The sequence below is a fragment of the Rhizobium nepotum 39/7 genome (genome assembly GCF_000949865.1).
GTDB lineage: Bacteria > Pseudomonadota > Alphaproteobacteria > Rhizobiales > Rhizobiaceae > Agrobacterium > Agrobacterium nepotum.
The window spans coordinates 38,003-57,030 of record NZ_JWJH01000003.1 but is presented as its reverse complement, the minus strand read 5'-3'; the positions used below and the strand labels follow the sequence as shown (position 1 = coordinate 57,030).

General features: G+C 55.3%; 18 protein-coding genes. 11 read left to right on the top strand and 7 right to left on the bottom strand.

Annotated elements, in window-relative coordinates:
* Positions 1 to 64: 64 nt before the first annotated feature.
* The 10 genes from RS75_RS03480 to rfbA all read left to right on the top strand — a co-directional run bounded on the left by RS75_RS03480 (position 65) and on the right by rfbA (position 10,444).
* On the top strand, positions 65 to 1,282 hold the full coding sequence (locus RS75_RS03480; protein ID WP_152643104.1) for a hypothetical protein: 1,218 nt from the start codon (positions 65 to 67) through the stop codon (positions 1,280 to 1,282).
* A 183-nt stretch (positions 1,283 to 1,465) separates the two neighbouring features.
* Positions 1,466 to 2,476, top strand: a complete 1,011-nt coding sequence (locus RS75_RS03475) for a polysaccharide pyruvyl transferase family protein (RefSeq protein ID WP_084686416.1) — start codon at positions 1,466 to 1,468, stop codon at positions 2,474 to 2,476.
* A gap of 14 nt (positions 2,477 to 2,490) precedes the next feature.
* Positions 2,491 to 3,948 (top strand): flippase, encoded by a 1,458-nt coding sequence (locus RS75_RS03470; RefSeq protein WP_052679649.1) that lies wholly within the window; start codon positions 2,491 to 2,493, stop codon positions 3,946 to 3,948.
* 176 nt (positions 3,949 to 4,124) lie between these two features.
* Positions 4,125 to 4,979 (top strand): glycosyltransferase family 2 protein, encoded by an 855-nt coding sequence (locus RS75_RS03465; protein WP_267884603.1) that lies wholly within the window; start codon positions 4,125 to 4,127, stop codon positions 4,977 to 4,979.
* A gap of 30 nt (positions 4,980 to 5,009) precedes the next feature.
* Positions 5,010 to 6,059, top strand: coding sequence for a glycosyltransferase family 4 protein (locus RS75_RS25400; protein ID WP_084686414.1), 1,050 nt, complete (start codon positions 5,010 to 5,012; stop codon positions 6,057 to 6,059).
* Complete coding sequence (locus tag RS75_RS03455) at positions 6,059 to 6,952, top strand: glycosyltransferase family 2 protein (protein WP_200893612.1); 894 nt, start codon at positions 6,059 to 6,061, stop codon at positions 6,950 to 6,952. Before RS75_RS25400 ends, RS75_RS03455 begins: the two co-directional genes overlap by 1 nt.
* 36 nt (positions 6,953 to 6,988) lie before the next feature.
* Complete coding sequence (gene rfbC / locus RS75_RS03450; protein ID WP_045017437.1) at positions 6,989 to 7,564, top strand: dTDP-4-dehydrorhamnose 3,5-epimerase; 576 nt, start codon at positions 6,989 to 6,991, stop codon at positions 7,562 to 7,564.
* A 19-nt stretch (positions 7,565 to 7,583) separates the two neighbouring features.
* Complete coding sequence (gene rfbB / locus RS75_RS03445; protein ID WP_045017435.1) at positions 7,584 to 8,651, top strand: dTDP-glucose 4,6-dehydratase; 1,068 nt, start codon at positions 7,584 to 7,586, stop codon at positions 8,649 to 8,651.
* A complete protein-coding gene (gene rfbD, locus RS75_RS03440; protein ID WP_045017433.1) occupies positions 8,648 to 9,547 on the top strand; it encodes a dTDP-4-dehydrorhamnose reductase in 900 nt (299 codons plus the stop codon). Before rfbB ends, rfbD begins: the two co-directional genes overlap by 4 nt.
* Positions 9,548 to 9,580: 33 nt before the next feature.
* Positions 9,581 to 10,444 (top strand): glucose-1-phosphate thymidylyltransferase RfbA, encoded by an 864-nt coding sequence (gene rfbA, locus RS75_RS03435; RefSeq protein WP_045017431.1) that lies wholly within the window; start codon positions 9,581 to 9,583, stop codon positions 10,442 to 10,444.
* A gap of 21 nt (positions 10,445 to 10,465) precedes the next feature.
* Here the strand turns inward: rfbA and greA are convergent, their stop codons facing one another.
* Entirely contained in the window at positions 10,466 to 10,948 is a 483-nt protein-coding gene (greA, locus tag RS75_RS03430) for a transcription elongation factor GreA (RefSeq protein WP_045017428.1), read from the bottom strand.
* A 306-nt stretch (positions 10,949 to 11,254) separates the two neighbouring features.
* Between greA and eglC the strand changes: the two genes are divergently transcribed.
* Positions 11,255 to 12,652, top strand: coding sequence for an endo-1,3-1,4-beta-glycanase EglC (gene eglC, locus RS75_RS03425; protein ID WP_045017426.1), 1,398 nt, complete (start codon positions 11,255 to 11,257; stop codon positions 12,650 to 12,652).
* Positions 12,653 to 12,733: 81 nt separating this feature from the next.
* On the opposite strand, the gene RS75_RS03420 is transcribed toward eglC, so the two are convergent.
* From RS75_RS03420 to RS75_RS03395, 6 genes are all read right to left on the bottom strand, one after another.
* Positions 12,734 to 13,648 (bottom strand): TIM barrel protein, encoded by a 915-nt coding sequence (locus RS75_RS03420; protein ID WP_045017423.1) that lies wholly within the window; start codon positions 13,646 to 13,648, stop codon positions 12,734 to 12,736.
* 27 nt (positions 13,649 to 13,675) lie between these two features.
* Positions 13,676 to 14,401 carry a glycerophosphodiester phosphodiesterase gene (gene ugpQ / locus RS75_RS03415; protein ID WP_045017421.1) on the bottom strand — a complete coding sequence of 242 codons (726 nt, stop codon included), beginning with the start codon at positions 14,399 to 14,401 and terminating at the stop codon, positions 13,676 to 13,678.
* Between the two features lie 11 nt (positions 14,402 to 14,412).
* Complete coding sequence (locus RS75_RS03410; RefSeq protein ID WP_045017420.1) at positions 14,413 to 15,525, bottom strand: ABC transporter ATP-binding protein; 1,113 nt, start codon at positions 15,523 to 15,525, stop codon at positions 14,413 to 14,415.
* A gap of 5 nt (positions 15,526 to 15,530) precedes the next feature.
* A complete protein-coding gene (locus tag RS75_RS03405; protein WP_045017418.1) occupies positions 15,531 to 16,607 on the bottom strand; it encodes a carbohydrate ABC transporter permease in 1,077 nt (358 codons plus the stop codon).
* On the bottom strand, positions 16,607 to 17,518 hold the full coding sequence (locus tag RS75_RS03400; RefSeq protein ID WP_045017416.1) for a carbohydrate ABC transporter permease: 912 nt from the start codon (positions 17,516 to 17,518) through the stop codon (positions 16,607 to 16,609). Before RS75_RS03400 ends, RS75_RS03405 begins: the two co-directional genes overlap by 1 nt.
* A gap of 67 nt (positions 17,519 to 17,585) precedes the next feature.
* Positions 17,586 to 18,959: an ABC transporter substrate-binding protein gene (locus RS75_RS03395; protein WP_045017414.1), complete on the bottom strand. Its 1,374-nt coding sequence runs from the start codon at positions 18,957 to 18,959 to the stop codon at positions 17,586 to 17,588.
* Between the last annotated feature and the right edge of the window lie 69 nt (positions 18,960 to 19,028).

The window sequence follows — 19,028 nt, the reverse complement described above, 5'->3', positions numbered from 1 at the left end:
AAATTTAATTGGGTAAACCGATTTTTCTCAGAGCGATGCGCCCCATTTTTAAAGGAATACATGGGTGAATACCACCTACCGTCGGCCTTGGTCGTTGCCGCAAAAGGAAACACGCAATGCGATCCCCAAGCGACGAATGGGCCTCCTGGAGATAATTCTGATCGCTGGCCTGCTTTTAATGCCGCTCCAGGTCGTAAGGTTATCAATTGCGCAGCCTGCCCATCTCTGGGTATTGATCGCGTTTGCGATGATGTTGTTCTATGATCTACCAAGGGTGTCGGCAGCGGAACTGATCGTCTATACGGCCTTCATCTATTTCACGCTGGCACTGACCTTCATGCAAGACTACACGCGCATAAAGGAAATGGATCAGGTCATCAAATTCATGCTTTTCTATCCCGCCTTTTATGTGGTGGGCAAATGGCTGGGGTTGCGTTTCGGTGACCGCGCACTGCCACTTGGCTACAGCTTCCTATTTATATTCCTCATTTTTCAATACTCGGTGCAAGCGCTGCATTTACCGGTGATCTATGAGGAAATCAGCTTTGGACAGGGCGCATTGCATGGGACGTTTAGAGAGCGTAATTGGCTGGCCGTCTATTTTTTCCTGTTCTCCTACGTCCTACTCATGAGGAACCGCAGCAACTGGGGGTTCTTGCTGTTCTTCGGCCTTAACGTGGCCGTCATGCTTCTGTCTGGTTCGAAGACGACGTTCGTAGCTGTTGGGATCGTCTTTCTCCTACAGTCAAGACTGCCTTTGTGGATAAGGATCCTACCTGTCATCATCGGCGCAATGTTTTACCTGTCAATCTTTTCGGAAGAACTCACCGGCGATAAATTGGCAATTAAACTTGAGGAAGAACGCGGGCTTGCGTTCACCGTTAGTCTCGATCTGTTACGAGCCAACCCGATAGGCTACGGCTTGGGGTTTGTGGAAGCGTTTTTCTCTAACACCTGGATCGTGGTAAAAGGGCTGGGAGAGGGCACAAACTCGGTGTTCTCCGTTCCGCTTGACCTCTGGATTATAGCTGGCCCGTTCGGCTTTGCTCTGTGGTTAGTGATCTTCGCCGGAGTAGGAAACTCCGCCACCAAGGTGTTGGCGCCGATTGCAGCGCTATCGCTGCTTAACCCGCTACACCAGTCCGAACTGGTCTATTTTTTCATGGGATTTTTGGTATCGCAGGATAGGTTTCTACGGCTTGCTCCCGTACGGGCAAGACAAATCACTGAGCGATCGACACATCCAGAAGAGATGGTGCGGAAATTCGCGCAGCTACGATAAGTAAATTTTTCCTGGGTTTGGCTGACGTCTCGGAAACAGGCTCAGATCAGTTCTTCGAGACAGATTTCACGCTAAATCATCGGCTGTAAATTTATCTGGCCAAAGCGATTTATTTCGCATATGCGAAAGAGAGTTTTTTTATTCATTGTTTCTCATAAATCTTTACAAAACGGATGATAAGCCATGTCGGCACCAATTCATAGTGAGATCCAAGCGCATGCTACTGTAATGCAGGATCTTAAATCCAAGCTCTCGACGATTAATGAATGTATTGGGGTTGGATCGAAGATTGTCTACATTGACTACCCCGCACATTTCAACACAGGCGACCTGCTGATTAACATTGGTACCGAAGCTTTTTTTTCAAAATACAATATCAATGTAATAAGTCGCTACGCAATCGGGGATCTCGGGAAATATTATTATGAATCTGACGAGTTTATACTCGGAAGACGCATCTCCCAGCTCGACAAAGACGTCGCTGACGGTGCAATTTTGGCATTTCATGGAGGTGGGAGTTTTGGAGATGTCTGGCCGCATCACCAAAAGCTTCGTGAAGCACTGCTAGAGCGATATAGCGGCGTTAAAGCAATTGTATTTCCACAATCGATTCAGTTTGGCGATCGCAAAAAGTACGAAGAAGCAGCCGAAAAATTCAGCAAACACAACAATCTGACATTATTCGTGCGAGACCAGGAATCGTTTGAATTTCTGGTTACAAGTGGCGTGTCGGGTGATGTATTGCCCGATATGGCCCATGAACTTTGGGAAAACGCGGAATTTTTCCCATTTCTTCATACTGGAGGGGCTGGTGAACTCCAACAGGTGCGTGTGGACTTGGAGGGAGACAACAATCCATCCATCGCAAAAGCCGGTTTCGATTGGGATGACACCCAATCTTCTCGAGACAGGGCTTTATACCAGATCTTTTGCGTCTGGCGGCGTCTAAATCCCCTCCCGCGATGGGTTCCCAGCTACAAGGCCTGGTACTTCCTAAGGGACGGGGTGATCAATAACGGTGTCGAACACTTTCAGAAGTTTGAAAGCGTCAGGACTGATCGTTTGCACGGCATGATTTTGTCATCATTGCTTTCAAAGCCGATATATTTCGACGATCGCAATAACAAATACAGGAAACTCCATCGATATCATTCCAAGTGGCTCTCAGGGTCGCCATTAGTCACATCCGCTTGAGCCCTGGAGGGACCATGAGCTCGAGACTAATAATTGGCCTTTCGGCCAATATAGCCGGTGGCCTCGTTCCGATGGCAGTTACGCTAATCGTCACACCATTCTACCTTCATCTGATCGGGTTGGAACGTTTCGGTATATTATCCCTTATATGGTTGTTACTTGGATATCTCGGCATTTTTGACTTTGGTTTCGGGCGAACGGTCGCCAGTGCGGTGGCGCGCGAAAAGGACGAGCATCGGAGGGCCGATTTTTTTTGGACCGGGCTCGCACTTAGCACCGTTGGTGGTCTAGCCGGCGCGCTCGTGGCTTACGGGATCAGCCGCTTCTTCTTTGATCAGATTTTTTCCGTCAGCTCTGATCTAAGCGGCGAAATCGGGAAGGCGCTTCTGACGCTCGTGGCTATTTTGCCGCTCGTGACCATTTCGTCGGTGCTTACTGGGTATCTGCAGGGGCGAGAACAGTTCGGGAAACTAAATATCGCCCAGTCGGCAGGTACTATTTTGTTTCAGACCGCTCCACTACTGGCCGGATGGCTGGTTTCTGTCGAACTTCCATGGCTGGCGGTGGGCGCGCTTCTTGGAAGACTGGGGGGTCTTCTGCTGCTCTTCGCCTACTGTCTATCACAGTCAACAGAAGCACGGATACCTCGTTTTAGTGCTGCCGATGTTCGCCCCATGCTCAGCTTCGGTGGCTGGACGATGGTGTCAGGCGTTATCAACCAACTCATGCTCACCATGGACAGGTTTGTTATCGGTGCCGTTTCCTCCTTGCATGCCGTTGCTATATACAGCCTGCCCTACAATGTGATCATCAGGGTCACGCTTATTCCATACAGCTGGTTCTCGGTATTATTTCCCCGCTTCGCAGCAGCCAAACATGATGAAGAAGCTCGGCAAATACTCGAATTCGGAAGCCGGGTGATGTTTCTTGCTGTCACCCCGATTACCGTGGGGGGCCTGGTGTTGCTTCAGCCCTTCTTGGACCTTTGGGTTGGTCGGGAAATTGCCGAACAGGCGGTCCCTCCGGGCACTATACTTATGGCCGGATTCTGGTTCTACGCAATGACATTCATGCCACTTGCATTCTTTCAGTCGCGCGGCAGGGCGGGCGTGCCAACCATTGCCTATACGATTGAGTTTATTGTTTTCGTTCCGCTTCTGTACTTCTCCGTCGCTCATGCTGGCGTAGTCGGTGCCGCTGGCGCGTGGGTTTTCCGTGCCCTTCTCGATGGGGCAATTCTTTACTGGGCTGCCGGCCGGGCGACAGTTTACTGGAAGAATCTTGGCCTCGCCCTGCCTTGCCTTCTACCCGTTTCGTTGTTTGAATTGCTCGGGCGTGATCTGGAATATTATGGTGCTCTGAAATCCGTGTGCCTGATCTGGGTCTTTATTTATATGGTGTTGATCCTTTCATCCTCCGAGCGTGAAATGGTTGTGCAATTCATAAAATCCGCATGGCGAAAGGTTCGTTAATCAGGACATTCGTCATTAAAGATATTCCGATATTTTTGGTGCAATGCAAAACTTCATCTTGCGATAGCGAAACAAATTGATAGACTACGGTTCAATTCATATTCGACTACTTTTTTATTTTTATATTATTTTAGAAAAATACATATTTGATAGGGTTACTTTTGAATATATCGCTTGTGACGTCCACAATGCATCGCCCCAGACAAATCGGCGAGCTTTTGGAATCCCTAAAGAACCAGTCAATACCGGCCATCCAGATTATTGTTGTCGATCAGAGTTCCGATGACAGTACGGAGAAGGTCGTCAAGAGCTTTGAGGGCAGTCTTCCGGTCATTTACATCCGGGACAGCCGCAAAGGGCTTTCGCGTGGCCGGAACCTGGGGCTTGAGCATGTTACCGGCGATATCGTTGCCTTTCCTGACGACGACTGTATCTACCCAAAGGATACCTTGAAACGTGTGCATACAGCCTTCCTCAATGATGAGGAAATGGGCGTTTACACTGGTATGAGCGTAACGCTAACTGGTGAGCCTTCACAAGGCCGCTGGGGTACGGTGCCGCATGTCATCAATCGTTTTAACATCTGGATCAGCCAAACTTCCTACACAACGTTTTACCGCTCACCGACGCTCAACAAAGCGGGCCGGTTCAATGAACATCTAGGTGTTGGCTCCGGTACTGTCTGGGGCGCTGGCGAGGAAACGGAACTGTTGCTCCGCGCTCTGCGTGAGGGTGCAAAGGGTTTCTACGACCCTGCACTCCGCATCATGCATCCCGAACCACTGGCTATTTTCGACGAGGCGGCGATGAAGCGTGGGCGCCTTTACAACAGGGGGTTTGGGCGGGTTATGCGCATGGAGGCGTATCCGCTCTGGTTCGTAGCCTATCTCGCGGGGCGCCCGCTCGCTGGCGCTTTGGCAGCTCTTGCCAAAGGAAAGCTGGGGCAAGCGCGTTACCGTGCCTGCGCGTTTTACGAGCGCCTGCGCGGCTGGGCCGATAGCCCGAACCTGCACGAACGACACAATTACTAACTCCGGCACAACAACCAAGGGACCAGTAACGTGCGTCTGAAAAGTGGTGACACATACGCGCCCACCACGACTGTTTTTGCAGACCGGCGGTGGCCTGAAGAAACGGGCATCGGAAAGGTACAAGCCGAAATTGAAGCCCGGCTTCCGGCCGATTTGCGTATAGTCGATATTGCGGTACGCGGACGGATAGGCTCTCCTTTGTCACCGCTCGCGATCAGTCGCTCCCTTACCGGCCGCGGCGGCAGAGGTGTATTTTTCAGCGCGGGCTTCGTACCGCCGCTCGTCACCAAACTTCCCTCGGTGGTCGTTGTGCACGACCTGACGCATCGCCGTTTCTACGGTAAAGCCAAGCGCACTTATTATGATCTCGTCTATCGGCCGCTATACCGGCGCTGCGCGGCAGTAATTTGTGTTTCAGAATACACAAGACAGGAATTCATAGACTGGTCTGGAATGCCCGCGGACAAGGTGCATCTTGTCTATAACGGTACTGAACCGATGTTCCGTGAAGATGGCGCGCAGCATAGCCCTGGCTATCCTTATGTCCTCTACGGCGGCAATCACCGCAGCTACAAGAACCTGGACCGGCTAATACGAGCCTATGCGACCTCCAGCCTGCCTGGCCGGGGGATAAGGCTGGTTTTGACCGGAAATCGTAACGATGAGCTTCACGCGATAGCCGCTGAGCTTGGTGTTGACCGAAGTGTAATTTTCACAGGACGCCTGCCGTCCGAGCAAATCCCCCCATTATACAGAGGAGCCCTGGCGGTAGCCTATGTCTCGCTGTTCGAGGGTTTCGGACTTCCTATCGTCGAGGCATATGCCTGCGGGGTGCCAGTGGTGACCTCAAATGTTTCCGCCATGCCGGAAGTCGCTGGCGGGGGTGCGCTCCTGGTGGATCCGCAATCACTGGACGAGATCAGGGAAGGGTTGGATCGGATCACATCTGACGAAACGCTTCGGCAACGCCTTATCACGAACGGCCGCAAGAGGCGGGAAGATTTCGATTGGGGCGTCTCAGCTCAACGCCTTTGGGAACTCGTGAAGGGAGCCGCCATCCAGGTGGATTCGGAAAGATGATGAGTAATATGGTCAAACGACAAAGACTACACGTCATACTTGTCAATTTCCGTACACCAGAATTGACGATCCGCAGTATCAGTTCGATACGGGAACAGGGCATTGCCAGGCCTGAAAACATTACTGTGGTTGAGAATTGCTCGGGCGGCGACTCGTTGCGCCTGATGCAAACCGCTATGCCGGATATTGAAATCAAGTCGTCACTGATCAACGGCGGTTTCGGTGCTGGTGTTAATTTTGGTGCTGCAGGAATAGATGCGGACTATCTGCTGGTACTGAACCCCGACACCTATTTCGACATGGACAGCGTGACGCCTGTACTCGATCAAATGGACTCCATGCCGGACATTGGAATTGCTGGCCTGGATTTGATCAATCCAGACGGTAGTCGCCAATACGGCGCTCGCCGCTTCTATTCCGCACTAGACATCGCCACGCGACGCTTCAGTCAACTTCGCAAGTTGATGAAGGAACGCATAAACCGGCATTTAATGGTCGAGGAAACAGATAGAGGCGAACCGTTCAATGCCGAATGGGTGATGGGAACGGGCTTCATAATAAGACGCGATCTTTTCAATCGGCTCGGCGGCATGGAGGAGAACTATTTCCTCTACATGGAAGACGTGGACCTCTGCGCACGCACCTGGATGAGCGGCCGTCGTGTTGTCTATTTCCCCGGCCTTCCACTCGTCCACGATCATCAGCGTCAAAGCGCAGCAAGTCCCTTGAGTTTCGTCGGCCGGGCACATATCCGCAGCCTGTTGTTATTTGCACGACGCTTCCACGTCCCACTGTTTCGCTCGCCCGGAATTGCCCATGTTGTACGCAGTGGGCGTAAAAAACGGTGGTCGGAAGAACAGCCAAGCAACCATGTTTACGACAAAGCCTATTGATCTCTGAAGCACAATAGAACGAGCGGAAGACGAAGAATGCATTTCGAACGACTGGATATACCCGAACTGGTTTTGATCACCCCGAAGAAATTCGGGGATGAACGCGGTTACTTTATGGAGTCTTTTCGTAAGAGCCTGTTCGAGGAGGCCGTCGGAAATTTCGACTTCGTCCAGGATAATCAATCCCTGTCAGCAGATGCCGGCACGATCCGTGGACTACATTTCCAGCTGGAACCTAAAGCACAGGGCAAACTCGTCTCCTGTATCGTGGGTTCCATCCTCGATGTAGCAGTCGATATCCGTACTGGATCGCCGACTTATGCACGCCACGTAACGGCCGAACTGACTGCCGATAACGGGCGAATGCTCTGGGTTCCGCCTGGCTTCGCGCATGCCTTTTGCACACTCGAGGCGAACACCAAAGTCAGCTACAAGGTAACCGACTACTATAGTCCCGAACATGATCGCGGTCTCGCATACGACGATCCTGAAATCGGCATAAACTGGCCGATCCCAATCAGCAAAGCGGTCTTATCGGCCAAAGATCGCCGCCAACCCAGGTTGGCGGAGCTTGGCGCCCTCTTCACCTATTCACAGCGTTCTGTCGGTTAATTTGGAAGGGTAGCTTCATATGCGCGTTCTGGTAACCGGAGGAGCCGGCTTTATAGGTTCTGCTGTTGTTCGCCACTTGGTGCTCGACAAGGGCTACGAGGTGTTGACGGTCGACAAGCTGACCTATGCGGGCACGCTGACCTCCCTTCGGACGGTTAAAGATCACCCCAGGCATCGTTTTCTGAAAGCGGATATATGTGACACTTCGGCGATTAGTGATGCGTTCGAGGCCTTCCGTCCGCAGCGTGTGATGCATCTTGCAGCTGAGAGCCACGTGGATCGCTCGATCACCGGTGCACGCGATTTTGTCGAAACCAACGTATTAGGCACATTCAATATACTCGAATGTGCACGTCATTTTTGGTCGAGTCTGCGGCCGGGCAAAAAAGAAGCCTTTCGGTTCCTGCACGTATCCACTGATGAAGTCTACGGCTCGCTCGGCGAGGAAGATCTTTTCACGGAGGAGACGCCCTACGATCCAAGTTCGCCTTACTCGGCATCCAAGGCTTCTTCCGATCATCTGGCGAAAGCCTGGGCCCGCACCTATGGTCTTCCGGTAATAGTATCCAATTGCTCCAACAATTACGGGCCCTACCATTTCCCGGAAAAACTCATTCCGCTCGTGATCCTTAACGCGCTCGAGGGAAAACCACTGCCAATCTACGGGAAAGGCGCCAATGTTCGCGACTGGCTTTACGTCGAGGACCACGCCCGCGCGCTCGATCTCATCTCCGAGAAGGGCCGGATTGGGGAGACCTATAATGTGGGCGGCCGAAACGAAAGACGCAATATTGATGTCGTCGAGCGAATTTGTGTCTTGATGGATGACCTCAATCCAGCAGGTGCGCCGCATTCACAGCTGATCACTTATGTGACTGACCGCCCCGGCCACGATGCTCGATATGCCATTGATGCTACCAAACTCAATGTCGAGCTTGGATGGACGGCGCAAGAAAACTTCGACACCGGTATCGAAAAAACTATCAAATGGTTTTTGGACAACCGATGGTGGTGGGAGCCATTGAGGCAAGGTTACTCTGGAACAAGGCTCGGACTGATGGAAAAGCAGGGCGAGCTCGCGTCATGAGCCCGCGACTGCTTGTGACGGGAAGATACGGACAGATCGCAACGGCGCTGACTGAACGTGCCGCGCTTGATGGGCGTTTCGACGTTGTTTCGCTGGGCCGACCTCAATTTGACCTCGCCGATCCTTCAACTGTGGGCGCGGCGATTGAGATGGCGTCGCCAGATATTATCGTTTCCGCGGCGGCATATACGGCGGTCGATCAGGCTGAATCGGAGGAAGATCTTGCTACACGCATGAATGGTCTTTCTGCTGGAGAGATTGCAAAGGCCGCCCACCGGCTTGGCGTGCCAATCATTCACATTTCCACCGACTATGTTTTCGATGGTTTAAAAAGCACCCCGTATTTGGAAGACGATATCGTCGCTCCAATCGGGGTTTACGGACGTTCCAAGCTCGCGGGAGAAATAGCGGTTCGCGCTGCAACGGAAGAGCATGTGATCCTTCGTACTGCGTGGGTTTACAGTCCATTCGGCAAGAACTTCCTGAAGACGATGCTACGGCTGGCGGAAACACGCGACAGCCTCTCAATCGTCGATGATCAGATCGGCAATCCAACCTCGGCTCTCGATATCGCCGATGGCATACTCACAATGGCCTCCAATATTCTGTCAGACAACTCGCGCATGTTTCGAGGCACGTTCCACATGAGTGGGGACGGTGCCGCAAGCTGGGCCGACTTTGCCGAAGAGATATTTTCCCAGGCCCGATTGCGAAATGGCCCTTTTGCGACGGTGAAGAAGATCGCGACGAGCGAGTATCCAACTCCCGCAAGACGTCCGGCAAACTCGCGGCTCGATTGCTCGCGACTGCGGAAACTGCACGGTATCATTTCACCACCTTGGCAGAGTTCGACGGCTCAGGTCGTCGAACGATTGCTCGCTGAATTACGAGCATAAGTCACTTCATCAAAACAGAGGGAGCAATACGACATGAAAGGCATCATACTTGCCGGCGGAAGCGGAACACGGTTGCATCCGATGACTGCCGTCCTCTCAAAGCAACTCATGCCTATCTACGATAAACCAATGATTTTTTACCCGCTATCGACACTGATGCTGGCTGGTATCCGGGATATATTGATAATCTCAACGCCCCGCGACCTACCGAACTTCCAGACTCTTCTGGGTGACGGTTCGCGCTTCGGAATTTCACTGACTTATGCCGTACAACCTACGCCTGACGGCCTTGCCCAGGCCTTCGTCATCGGCGCAGATTTCATAGGCTCCTCGCCTTCATGTCTCATCCTGGGTGATAACATCTTCTACGGTCATGGTATCAGCGACATGATCAAAGATGCCATCAACGGATTGGACGGAGCAACGGTGTTCGCCTACCAGGTCAATGATCCAGAGCGATATGGCGTCGTTGAATTTGGCAACTCCAGGAAAGCGATTTCGATCGAGGAAAAGCCAACCGTGCCGAAATCCGACTGGGCGGTGACCGGGCTTTATTTTTACGACAGCGACGTGATCGACATCGCCGCTAACCTGAAGCCTTCGGCACGCGGTGAGTTGGAGATTACCGACGTAAACCGCATCTATCTCGAACGTGGAAAACTCAACGTCGAACTGATGGGGCGTGGTTACGCCTGGCTCGATACCGGAACGCCAGATAGTCTCCTGGAAGCGGGCGAATTCGTAGCGACGCTTGAACGCCGTCAAGGCTTTAAGGTCTCCTGCCCAGAAGAGATTGCCTATCGCATGGGCTTCATAAGCGAGGATCAATTGCGAAAACTCGCGGAGCGCTACGGAAAGAGCAGTTACGGTCGCTATCTTTTTAAACTGATTGGCTAAACTCTTTCACTGATCGGCGCTTTAGGCGACCTCGATGATTTCAATCTCCCTGCCGCCCAGACTGACAATATCACCCGCCGTTTTTCCCATCAGCACCCTCGCGACGGGTGAGACATAGGACATCGATCCCGCAGCGGGATCGGCCTCATCCTCACCGACGATCCGGAACCGTTGCGTTCGCCCGTCATCGCGGCTGAACGTCACCAGGCTGCCGAAGGCGACAATGCCATTCGCGGGCGGGCTCAGCATCGGCTGAGCGGTGCGAACGCGCTCCGCGAAGTACCGAATGTCCCGCAGAGGATTGGCGGAAAGCCGACGTCTTTCATTGACGTCTTCGACGGTATTGGCCGCTTCGCAGGCTTCACGCGCCAATCTTAGCTGCTGTTCCAGCACTTTCAGTCCAGCCTCTGTTACCAGATTGGGATGAGGCGAAATCACCCGATCCGGCAAAACCGTTTCGGCTGCGGTTTCGGCACTGTCTTCCTTGGTAAAGGCAACACTCAATCCTGACACTCCATTTCCCTGAGATGCCGCTTCGGACATCCCCATCCGGCGCCGATCTTGCCATTTCCCACTGTGACGCTGCAAGAGCACGCCCCCCCATAAACCGGCCGCAGGTCCCGAACGGACACGAAGGGCACCGAGATCGGCCAGTCGCGACATGTCCGTTAGTCAGATCGCCGTTTTGCGCGGCGTTTTCGAATGCAACACGCACCCCTCATTTCTGGTTCTAACAGGAGGCTTTTTGCCCTGTTAGGGTGTCTGCCAAGAGGAGTGAGGGAGCCAACGCTAACGGACAGGAGACGATTAATGGCCCGGACAGTAGTGAATGCGCTTGGAGACACACTCTATTACAGCGGCAGTTCCACCGGATTTTTTTCCGCCACGGGTTCCGGCCCGCTGCTGACAGGCACCGCCGGCAATGATTCCATGTGGGGCGACAGTTCCGTCAACGTGACGATGGCGGGCGGCACGGGCGATGATATCTATTATCTCTATTCCAGCATCAATCGCGCCGTCGAAAATGCCGGAGCAGGTATCGACACGATCGACACATGGATGAGCTACACCCTGCCCGACAATTTCGAGAATCTCAGGGTGACGGGCGACGGTCGTTATGCCTTCGGAAATTCGCTCGACAATATCATCACCGGCGGATCGGGCAGCCAGACGATCGATGGCGGAGCCGGTAACGACGTACTGATTGGCGGCGGCGGTGCGGACACATTCGTTTTTACCAGCGGCAACGGCACCGATCTCATCACGGATTTCAGCGCCAACGACACAATCCGGCTTAACGGTTACGGCATCACGTCCTTCGATCAGCTCGTCAGCAATGCCACCCAGCAGGGCAGCAATCTCTGGCTGAATTTCGCAAATGGTGAAGCCGTCGTGCTTGCCGGAACGACCATTGATGACCTTCAGGCCGACCAGTTCGAACTCAGCCTCGACCGGTCATCCCTGACCCAGACCTTTGGCGACGAATTCGACGCGCTTTCACTCCGCAGCGGCGATCAGGGAACATGGGACGCCAAATATTGGTGGGCGCCGGAAAAGGGAAGCTCGCTGACCACGAATGGCGAAGCGCAATGGTACATCAACCCCGCTTATGCGGGTACATCTGAGGTCAATCCCTTCAGCATCAACAACGGCGTCCTGACCATCACGGCCGAGGAAACCCCGCAATCGATTGCCGGCGAGGTCGATGGTTACGACTATACGTCGGGCATGCTGAACACCTATTCGTCATTCAGCCAGACCTATGGCTATTTCGAGATCCGCGCCGATATGCCGACCGACCGGGGCGCATGGCCAGCCTTCTGGCTTTTGCCGGAAGACGGCTCCTGGCCACCGGAACTCGATGTCGTGGAAATGCGGGGCCAGAACCCCAATACGCTCATCATGTCTACCCACTCCAATGCGACGGGCGAACAGACTTCGGTCATCAACAATGTCAGCGTGCCGAGCACGGAAGGGTTTCACACCTATGGCGTGTTGTGGGATGCGGAACACATAACCTGGTATTTCGACGATGTCGCCGTCGCACAGACAGATACGCCTGCCGATATGCATGACCCCATGTATATGGTCGTCAATCTTGCCGTCGGCGGCATGGCGGGGACACCGTCGACCGTTGATTTCAGCGACGGCTCGCACATGATGATCGATTACATCAAAGCCTATTCGCTGTCCGACTGGGCCGCGTAACAAAAAAACGCCGGCAGTTGCGTCCAGAACTGCCGGCGTTTCAGGCTTCAGCCTATTGGGGCTGCGCCCTTTTCGGGTTCGTCATTCTGCCGCGATCTGCATCCGATCGGCGTAGAGCGACATGAGATGCCGCGCCGTTTCAAGGCTTGCCGGCTGTTCGGCCCGGTAGCGACGGCCGATTTCCATCATCAGCACGGTGCCTGGCAGGAAGGTCAGCTCCGAGAAGATTTCCTGCCATTCGATATCGCCCCAGCCGAGCGGCATATGCAGATCGCCGATGCCGAGCGCGGTATTTTCCTGCGGGAAATACGGCTGATAGAAGCCCTGCGGCCGGCCGAAGGAATCGTGCACATGCAGATGGCCGGCGACCGGCGCCATGGCGCGAAGCTGTTCGCGGAAATCGAGCCCGCGATAGGTGGATTCGAGATAGGCGTGGCTGAAGTCGATCAGCGCCACGACGTTGTCGTGGCCAACGGCCTTCACGGTCTGAGCCACCTCGGCGGGTGTCTGACGATATTGACCGGCTTCGGTGGAGAAGATATTTTCAAGCGCGACGCGCACGCCATAGGGCTTGCAGAATTCCGCAAGCTCAAAAAGCGCTTCCCGCTCACGGGCATCGGCATCGGCCCGCTCGGCGATCTGGTCGGCACGTAGCGCGCCGCCATGCTGAACGAGGATGCCCGCGCCGATACGGTCGCACAGGACAGCAAGCGCCTTGGCGGCATCGACCTGGTAGCGGCACGTCACCGGATCCATGAAGTTGGACGAAACCAGACCGTGCACGGTGTAGCGGAAGTCAAACTGTTTCGCGAGCGCCACAAACCGTTCGGCGCGCTCCTCGATGATGCGGCCACCCGCGATCAGATCGAGGCTCGTGACAGCGATTTCGACGGTGTCGCAGCCAATTTCGGCAAGCGCACGCAGATCGCTTTCGAGAGTGGCCAATTCGCCGTCATCCGAGCTGGCGTTGAAGCCAGTACCAATAAGATTGCTCATATCATCATCTCCAGGGGGTGAGGAAGGTCATGCGAGTTCAGGCAGTCGCGCGGTGCGCCGCGCCGCATCGAACAGGTCCGGGCGGTCGATGTTGACGTAATCTACCCCGGCCAATGCGATCTCATTATGAAGGTCTGCGTCATCGCCGCCGTAATAGACCATGACCTCGAGACCCGCATTGCGGCACGCCGCAACAAGTCCGGGCCTACGCATCTGCGCCGGTGTGATCTCTATGATCGAGGCATGGTGCACGGCTGCCGCCAGCGAAGGCGACTTGGCGATGTCGAGCGTCATCATCTTGCGGAATTCAGGCGCGGCGGCGGCCAGGCCCCGGCGCATTTCTTCGGAAAAGGAGAAAAAGAAAGTATCGCGCACCATGCCGAGGCCGCGCACCAGCGCTACCACCTTGACGGGATCGCAATATTTCAGCTCGACATAGATGCCGCAGCGGCCGCGCAAATGGCTGAGATAGGCATCGAGCCGAGGTACGGTCGCACCTTTGAAGCTTTCGTCGAACCAGCTGCCGGCGTCCAGCGTATCGATCTCGCTCGACAGCGCATGGCCAATCGGACCCGTGCCATTGGTGGTCCGATCCAGTGTTTCGTCGTGAAAGACGTAAAGCACGCCATCCGCGCTCTCGCGCACGTCAAGTTCGATGTAATCCGCCCCCTGCCGCAAAGCGAGGTCGGCGGCGGCAAAGGTGTTTTCGGGTGCGAACTGATTGGCACCGCGATGGGAGACGATTTTAGGCATGGAAGTTCCTGTCAGTTTACGGGTTCCGGTTCACGCGCCGGGATAGTCGAATGGTGGGAAAGATCGGCATGCAGTCCGGCGATACGGTTGCCGGTGGCATCGAACACGAGCGTCAGGGCGGATTTGCAGCTGATCCCGACATGATCGCCCGGCGAATGGCATATCGTCTCGCCATATTCCAGCGCATGGATCATGCCTGCTGGCGTGTCGATCGTGTAAAAGACCTCACGCCCCATGGGCTCGACGGTAGTTACCTCCCCCGCAAGCCGCGCCTCGGACGAGTTGACGAGGGCGATATCTTCCGGGCGCAGGCCAAAGGTGACTTCGCCGTCATAACGGGTATTGAGGTCGAGCAGGGCATCGCCAATCTGCAACTGCCCGCCTTGCGCCCATCCCTTCAAGAGATTCATCGGCGGCGTGCCGATGAATCCGGCCACGAACAGATTGTCGGGCCGACGATACAGATCATCGGGCGTGCCGATCTGAGCAATAGTACCGTTGTTCATGCAGATGATCCTGTCCGCCATGGTGATCGCCTCGATCTGGTCATGGGTGACGATCAGCGTGGTGATCTTCAGTCGCTTCTGCAGGCTTTTGAGTTCCGCGCGCATGATGATGCGCAGGGTCGCATCTAGATTGGAAAGCGGTTCATCCAGAAGCAGGATGTTCGGTTCCTTGACTAGCGCCCGGGCTAGAGCGACACGCTGCTGCTGACCGCCGGAAAGCTGCGACGGCCGCCGGTCGAGCAGCGCGCTGATCTGCACGAGGCTCGCCGCCTCCTCCACCCGCCGCGCCGCGTCCTCACGCGGAACATTCTTGAAACGCAGCGGAAAGGCGATGTTCTGTCGCACCGTCAGATTGGGATAAAGCGCATAGGACTGGAAGACGATGCCGACATTGCGATCGCGCGCATCGATGCGGTTGACGTTGTGGCCGTCGAAGGCGATCTCTCCGCTGGTCGGCGCATAAAGTCCGGCGAGCAGGAAAAGAGTGGTCGATTTTCCACATCCGGAAGGGCCGAGAACGGCGACGAATTCGCCATCTTCGATGGAAAGCGTCATCGGTTGCAGAACCCGGGTCTCGCCCCAGCTTTTGCTGACATTGTTAAGGGTGATCCTGGCCATGGCGATTATCCTTTGATCCCGCCGAAACTCATCTGGGTGATGTATTTCTGCGTGAAAACGTAAATGATCAGCACAGGCAGCAGATAGATGATGCCGACGGCGGCGATCATGCCGTAATTCACACCGGCGCTGTCCTGTGCCACGAAGAAGAGATAGAGGCTCATCGTCATCTGGCTTTTTTCGATGAGCAGGGTCTGGACGAAGACATACTCCTCCCAGCCACGCAGAAAGGTGAAGGTGGCAACCGCGATCAGCCCGCTTCTCACCTGCGGCAGAACCACCATGCGAAAGGCTTGAAAGCGGGTCGCGCCATCGGTGACGGCGCTCATTTCGATGTCCCAGGGAACGTTGTCGAAAAAGCCCTTGAGAACGAAGATTGCGAACGGCAATTCCAGTGCGCTCATGACCAGCACGACGCCGAAGAGATTGTTGAGCAGACCCATGTAATGCAGCTGCACGAAGATCGCGACGGTGAGTGCCAGCGCCGGAAAGGCATGCAGCAGCAAAAGCCCGCGCAGCACGTTTTCGCGCCCGGCAAAGGTAAAGCGTGACAGAGCATAGGCGGCAGGCGTTGCCACCAGCGCAACGATAAGCGTCTGGGAAGCGGCAAATAGCAGCGAATTGCGCATCGCGGTCCAGACCGACGGCATCAGCGCAATGAACGTGGTGCCGGTTTTCTCGATATCGCGGCTCCACAGGAAACTGTAGTTGTCGATGGTCAGATGCGGCAGCACCAGCACGAAGACGAGCGCCGCAACCACGGCGCCAAATGCCAGCCACAGCAGCGCGGGATTACGCAGGCGCGTGGAAAGAAGCGCAACCGCTATCGCCCCGCCATAGGCAAAAGCGGCGATTGCGCCGCTGCGCCACAGCACAAGCCGGCTGAGATTGTCGTCGGAGGAGGTCAGCGACTTCACCAGAAGCCACAGGTAAGGCAGGAGAACCGGGACCGAAACCACCGTCAGGAACACGAGGATGACGGGAACGAAACCGGCGCGATGGGCGAGGCTGCGCCTTTCGAGACGCGCCCAGTCCGGCTTCATATCAAGCGCGCGTCTGGTGTGGGTGTGAGCGAGTGTCATCACAGCACCTCGATTTTGGCGGGAGCAAAGGTCGAGCGCATATTGCTGAGGCGCCATTGAACGAGGGTGACGGCAACACCGATGGCCATCAGGCCAAGCGCAAGCGCCGCGCCATAGGCATAAGCGCCGTTTTCGAAGGCGCGCCGGTAGATGTAAAGCGCATAGGTCGTGGAATCGTAGACGGGGCCGCCGCTCGTGATCAACAGGATATATTCATAGGTCGTCATCAGCGAGAGCGCCTGATAGAGCGTGATGAAACGGATCGGCGCCGAGAGCGCCGGTGCAACGACATGGCGAAGCACGCCCCATTCGCTGGCGCCATCGACGCGCGCCGCATTGGCCAGATGCGAGGGTATGGAGCGGATGGCCGATGTGAGGATGACCATGGCGAAGGACGCGCCGACGACCCCGTTCGCCACCACCACCAGAAACAGCGGAAAGTCGTTGCGCAGGTTGAGAGCGGGTACGCCGAGCGCGCCGAGAAATTGGTTGAGCAGGCCCGACGAAGTAGGATCGGCGATCCAGATCCACAGCACACCGTAAAGCACGGCCGGGCTCATGCGTGGCAAAAGCCACAGACCGCGAAAGAAATTGCCGAGCCGGTCCGGTATTGCCGTCGTTGTGACAGCCAGAAGCGCGCCAAGCCCGATATTGAAGATGAACAGCGTCGCGCCGACATAGATCAGCGTCGTCAAAAGCACCATCGGCAGCCGAACGTCCCGCTGAAACATGCGCTGGAAATTCTCGACCGTAAATTTACCGACCCTCAGGTTTGCGCCCATATCGGTAAAGGCGATCACCAGATTGACGACGATCGGGGCCAGAAAGAACAGGCCGAGCAAGGCAAGAGCCGGGGCCAGATAAAGGATCGGCCGGGCCGGGCGGCGCGCCCGAAGCTGGAATTGGGACATTTCGATATACCGGTGGGAACGCGGAAAGGCCGCCCGGCAAAGCCGGGCGGCATGGTTTCGGGCAAACTCAGTTGCTTGCGGCGTCGCGGATTTCGATTTCCGCGCCGAATTGCAGGTCAAGTTCGTCGGCGATGAAATCAACCGCCTGCGCGGCCGTCATCTTGCCGGTCTCAACCGCCTGCAGACCGCTGAACAGCACCTTGTTATAGCTGCCGAACTTGGTGTGGTTAGGCACGAACTGCGCGTATTTCATCATCGGCGACGCGGCAGACAGAACCCAGTTGTCGCGGTATTTCGGCATGGCCGTCTGCGCGTTGCTGATTGCCGTGTGATAGGAGGTCACGGCGTGTTCATTGTTGAAATAAGGCAATGTCGCAAGCGCCACGAGATCGGCGGCGATATCGGCATTTTTGCTCTTCGGATTGAGGGTGTAGAGCAGCGGATGCGACAGGTTGACCGGCTTGCCACCCTTTTCGGCTGCCGGAGCGGAAATCCAGCCAATCTTGTTGAAATATCCCTTGCCGTCAGTTGGCCAGGTTGCGCCGTTCTTTTCACCCACCTGCCAGGCAACCGCCCACACACCCTGATGGAAGATGAAGGCCTTTTCCTGCTTGAAGGCCGTCTGGATCGCCTCCCAGCTCATGGCCGTGTTGTCGACCGGCGTCACGCCCTGCTTGGCGTTACGCTCGTACCAGCCGAGCGCCTTGGCCATTTCGGCCTTGGGGAACATCAGCTTGCCGGTCTTTTCGTCCATGAACTTCACGCCATAGGACTGGAACACCATCAGATAATCGATGCCGACATTCGGGCGGTGCAGCATGCCGTATTGGGCGGCCTTGCCGTCCACCACTTCCTTCGACAGCGCCGTCAGATCGTCGAGCGTGAATTCACCGGCGTCGACCTTCGCCGGCAGGCCTTCGATGAAGGCTTCGTCCTTGCCGATTTTGCGCAGCATGTCCTTATTGTAGAAGAACATGCGGATTTCCGCGTCCTGCGGAATACCGTAAATCTTGCCGTCCGTCGCCTTGGCCGAATCCCACAGAACCGGCAGGATATCGCCGTAAACCCAGGGAGCGGCGGCGATCTTTTCTTCCATCGGCATCGCATAACCGTCCTGCGCGAACTGGCCGATCCACTCATGCGGCAGAATGTAGATATCCGGTCCCTGCCCCACCGAAAACGCCTTCAGCGTATCGAGTGCGAAGGAGTCCCAGCCCTGAACGGTGCTGTTGTTGATGTCGATGACGATGCGCTTGTCGACACCCGCTGCCTTGAACTGGGCATTCATGACGCCGGCGGCGGCTTCGATATTGGTGACACGGCCGGGCGCATTCTTGTCGGCGAGCGTCCAGAGCTTGATGTTGATGTCTTCGGCAAAGGCGATGGCCGGCAAAAGCGTGCCGAGAGCGACCGTGGCCATCAAGGTGAGAGACTTGAACATAGGATCCATTCCCGTTGAAACTGATTATTTAATTAAGTTGCTTAATTAACAGCTTCATGACATTTCCCT

What these genes read in the sequence shown, in the direction of transcription:
- RS75_RS03475 (WP_084686416.1), top strand. Translation starts at nt 1,466, where the DNA reads ATGTCGGCACCAATTCATAGTGAGATCCAAGCGCATGCTACTGTAATG.
- RS75_RS03470 (WP_052679649.1), top strand. Translation starts at nt 2,491, where the DNA reads ATGAGCTCGAGACTAATAATTGGCCTTTCGGCCAATATAGCCGGTGGC.
- RS75_RS03455 (WP_200893612.1), top strand. Translation starts at nt 6,059, where the DNA reads ATGAGTAATATGGTCAAACGACAAAGACTACACGTCATACTTGTCAAT.
- rfbC (WP_045017437.1), top strand. Translation starts at nt 6,989, where the DNA reads ATGCATTTCGAACGACTGGATATACCCGAACTGGTTTTGATCACCCCG.
- rfbB (WP_045017435.1), top strand. Translation starts at nt 7,584, where the DNA reads ATGCGCGTTCTGGTAACCGGAGGAGCCGGCTTTATAGGTTCTGCTGTT.
- rfbD (WP_045017433.1), top strand. Translation starts at nt 8,648, where the DNA reads ATGAGCCCGCGACTGCTTGTGACGGGAAGATACGGACAGATCGCAACG.
- rfbA (WP_045017431.1), top strand. Translation starts at nt 9,581, where the DNA reads ATGAAAGGCATCATACTTGCCGGCGGAAGCGGAACACGGTTGCATCCG.
- eglC (WP_045017426.1), top strand. Translation starts at nt 11,255, where the DNA reads ATGGCCCGGACAGTAGTGAATGCGCTTGGAGACACACTCTATTACAGC.
- RS75_RS03420 (WP_045017423.1), bottom strand. Translation starts at nt 13,648, where the DNA reads ATGAGCAATCTTATTGGTACTGGCTTCAACGCCAGCTCGGATGACGGC.
- ugpQ (WP_045017421.1), bottom strand. Translation starts at nt 14,401, where the DNA reads ATGCCTAAAATCGTCTCCCATCGCGGTGCCAATCAGTTCGCACCCGAA.
- RS75_RS03410 (WP_045017420.1), bottom strand. Translation starts at nt 15,525, where the DNA reads ATGGCCAGGATCACCCTTAACAATGTCAGCAAAAGCTGGGGCGAGACC.
- RS75_RS03405 (WP_045017418.1), bottom strand. Translation starts at nt 16,607, where the DNA reads ATGACACTCGCTCACACCCACACCAGACGCGCGCTTGATATGAAGCCG.
- RS75_RS03400 (WP_045017416.1), bottom strand. Translation starts at nt 17,518, where the DNA reads ATGTCCCAATTCCAGCTTCGGGCGCGCCGCCCGGCCCGGCCGATCCTT.
- RS75_RS03395 (WP_045017414.1), bottom strand. Translation starts at nt 18,959, where the DNA reads ATGTTCAAGTCTCTCACCTTGATGGCCACGGTCGCTCTCGGCACGCTT.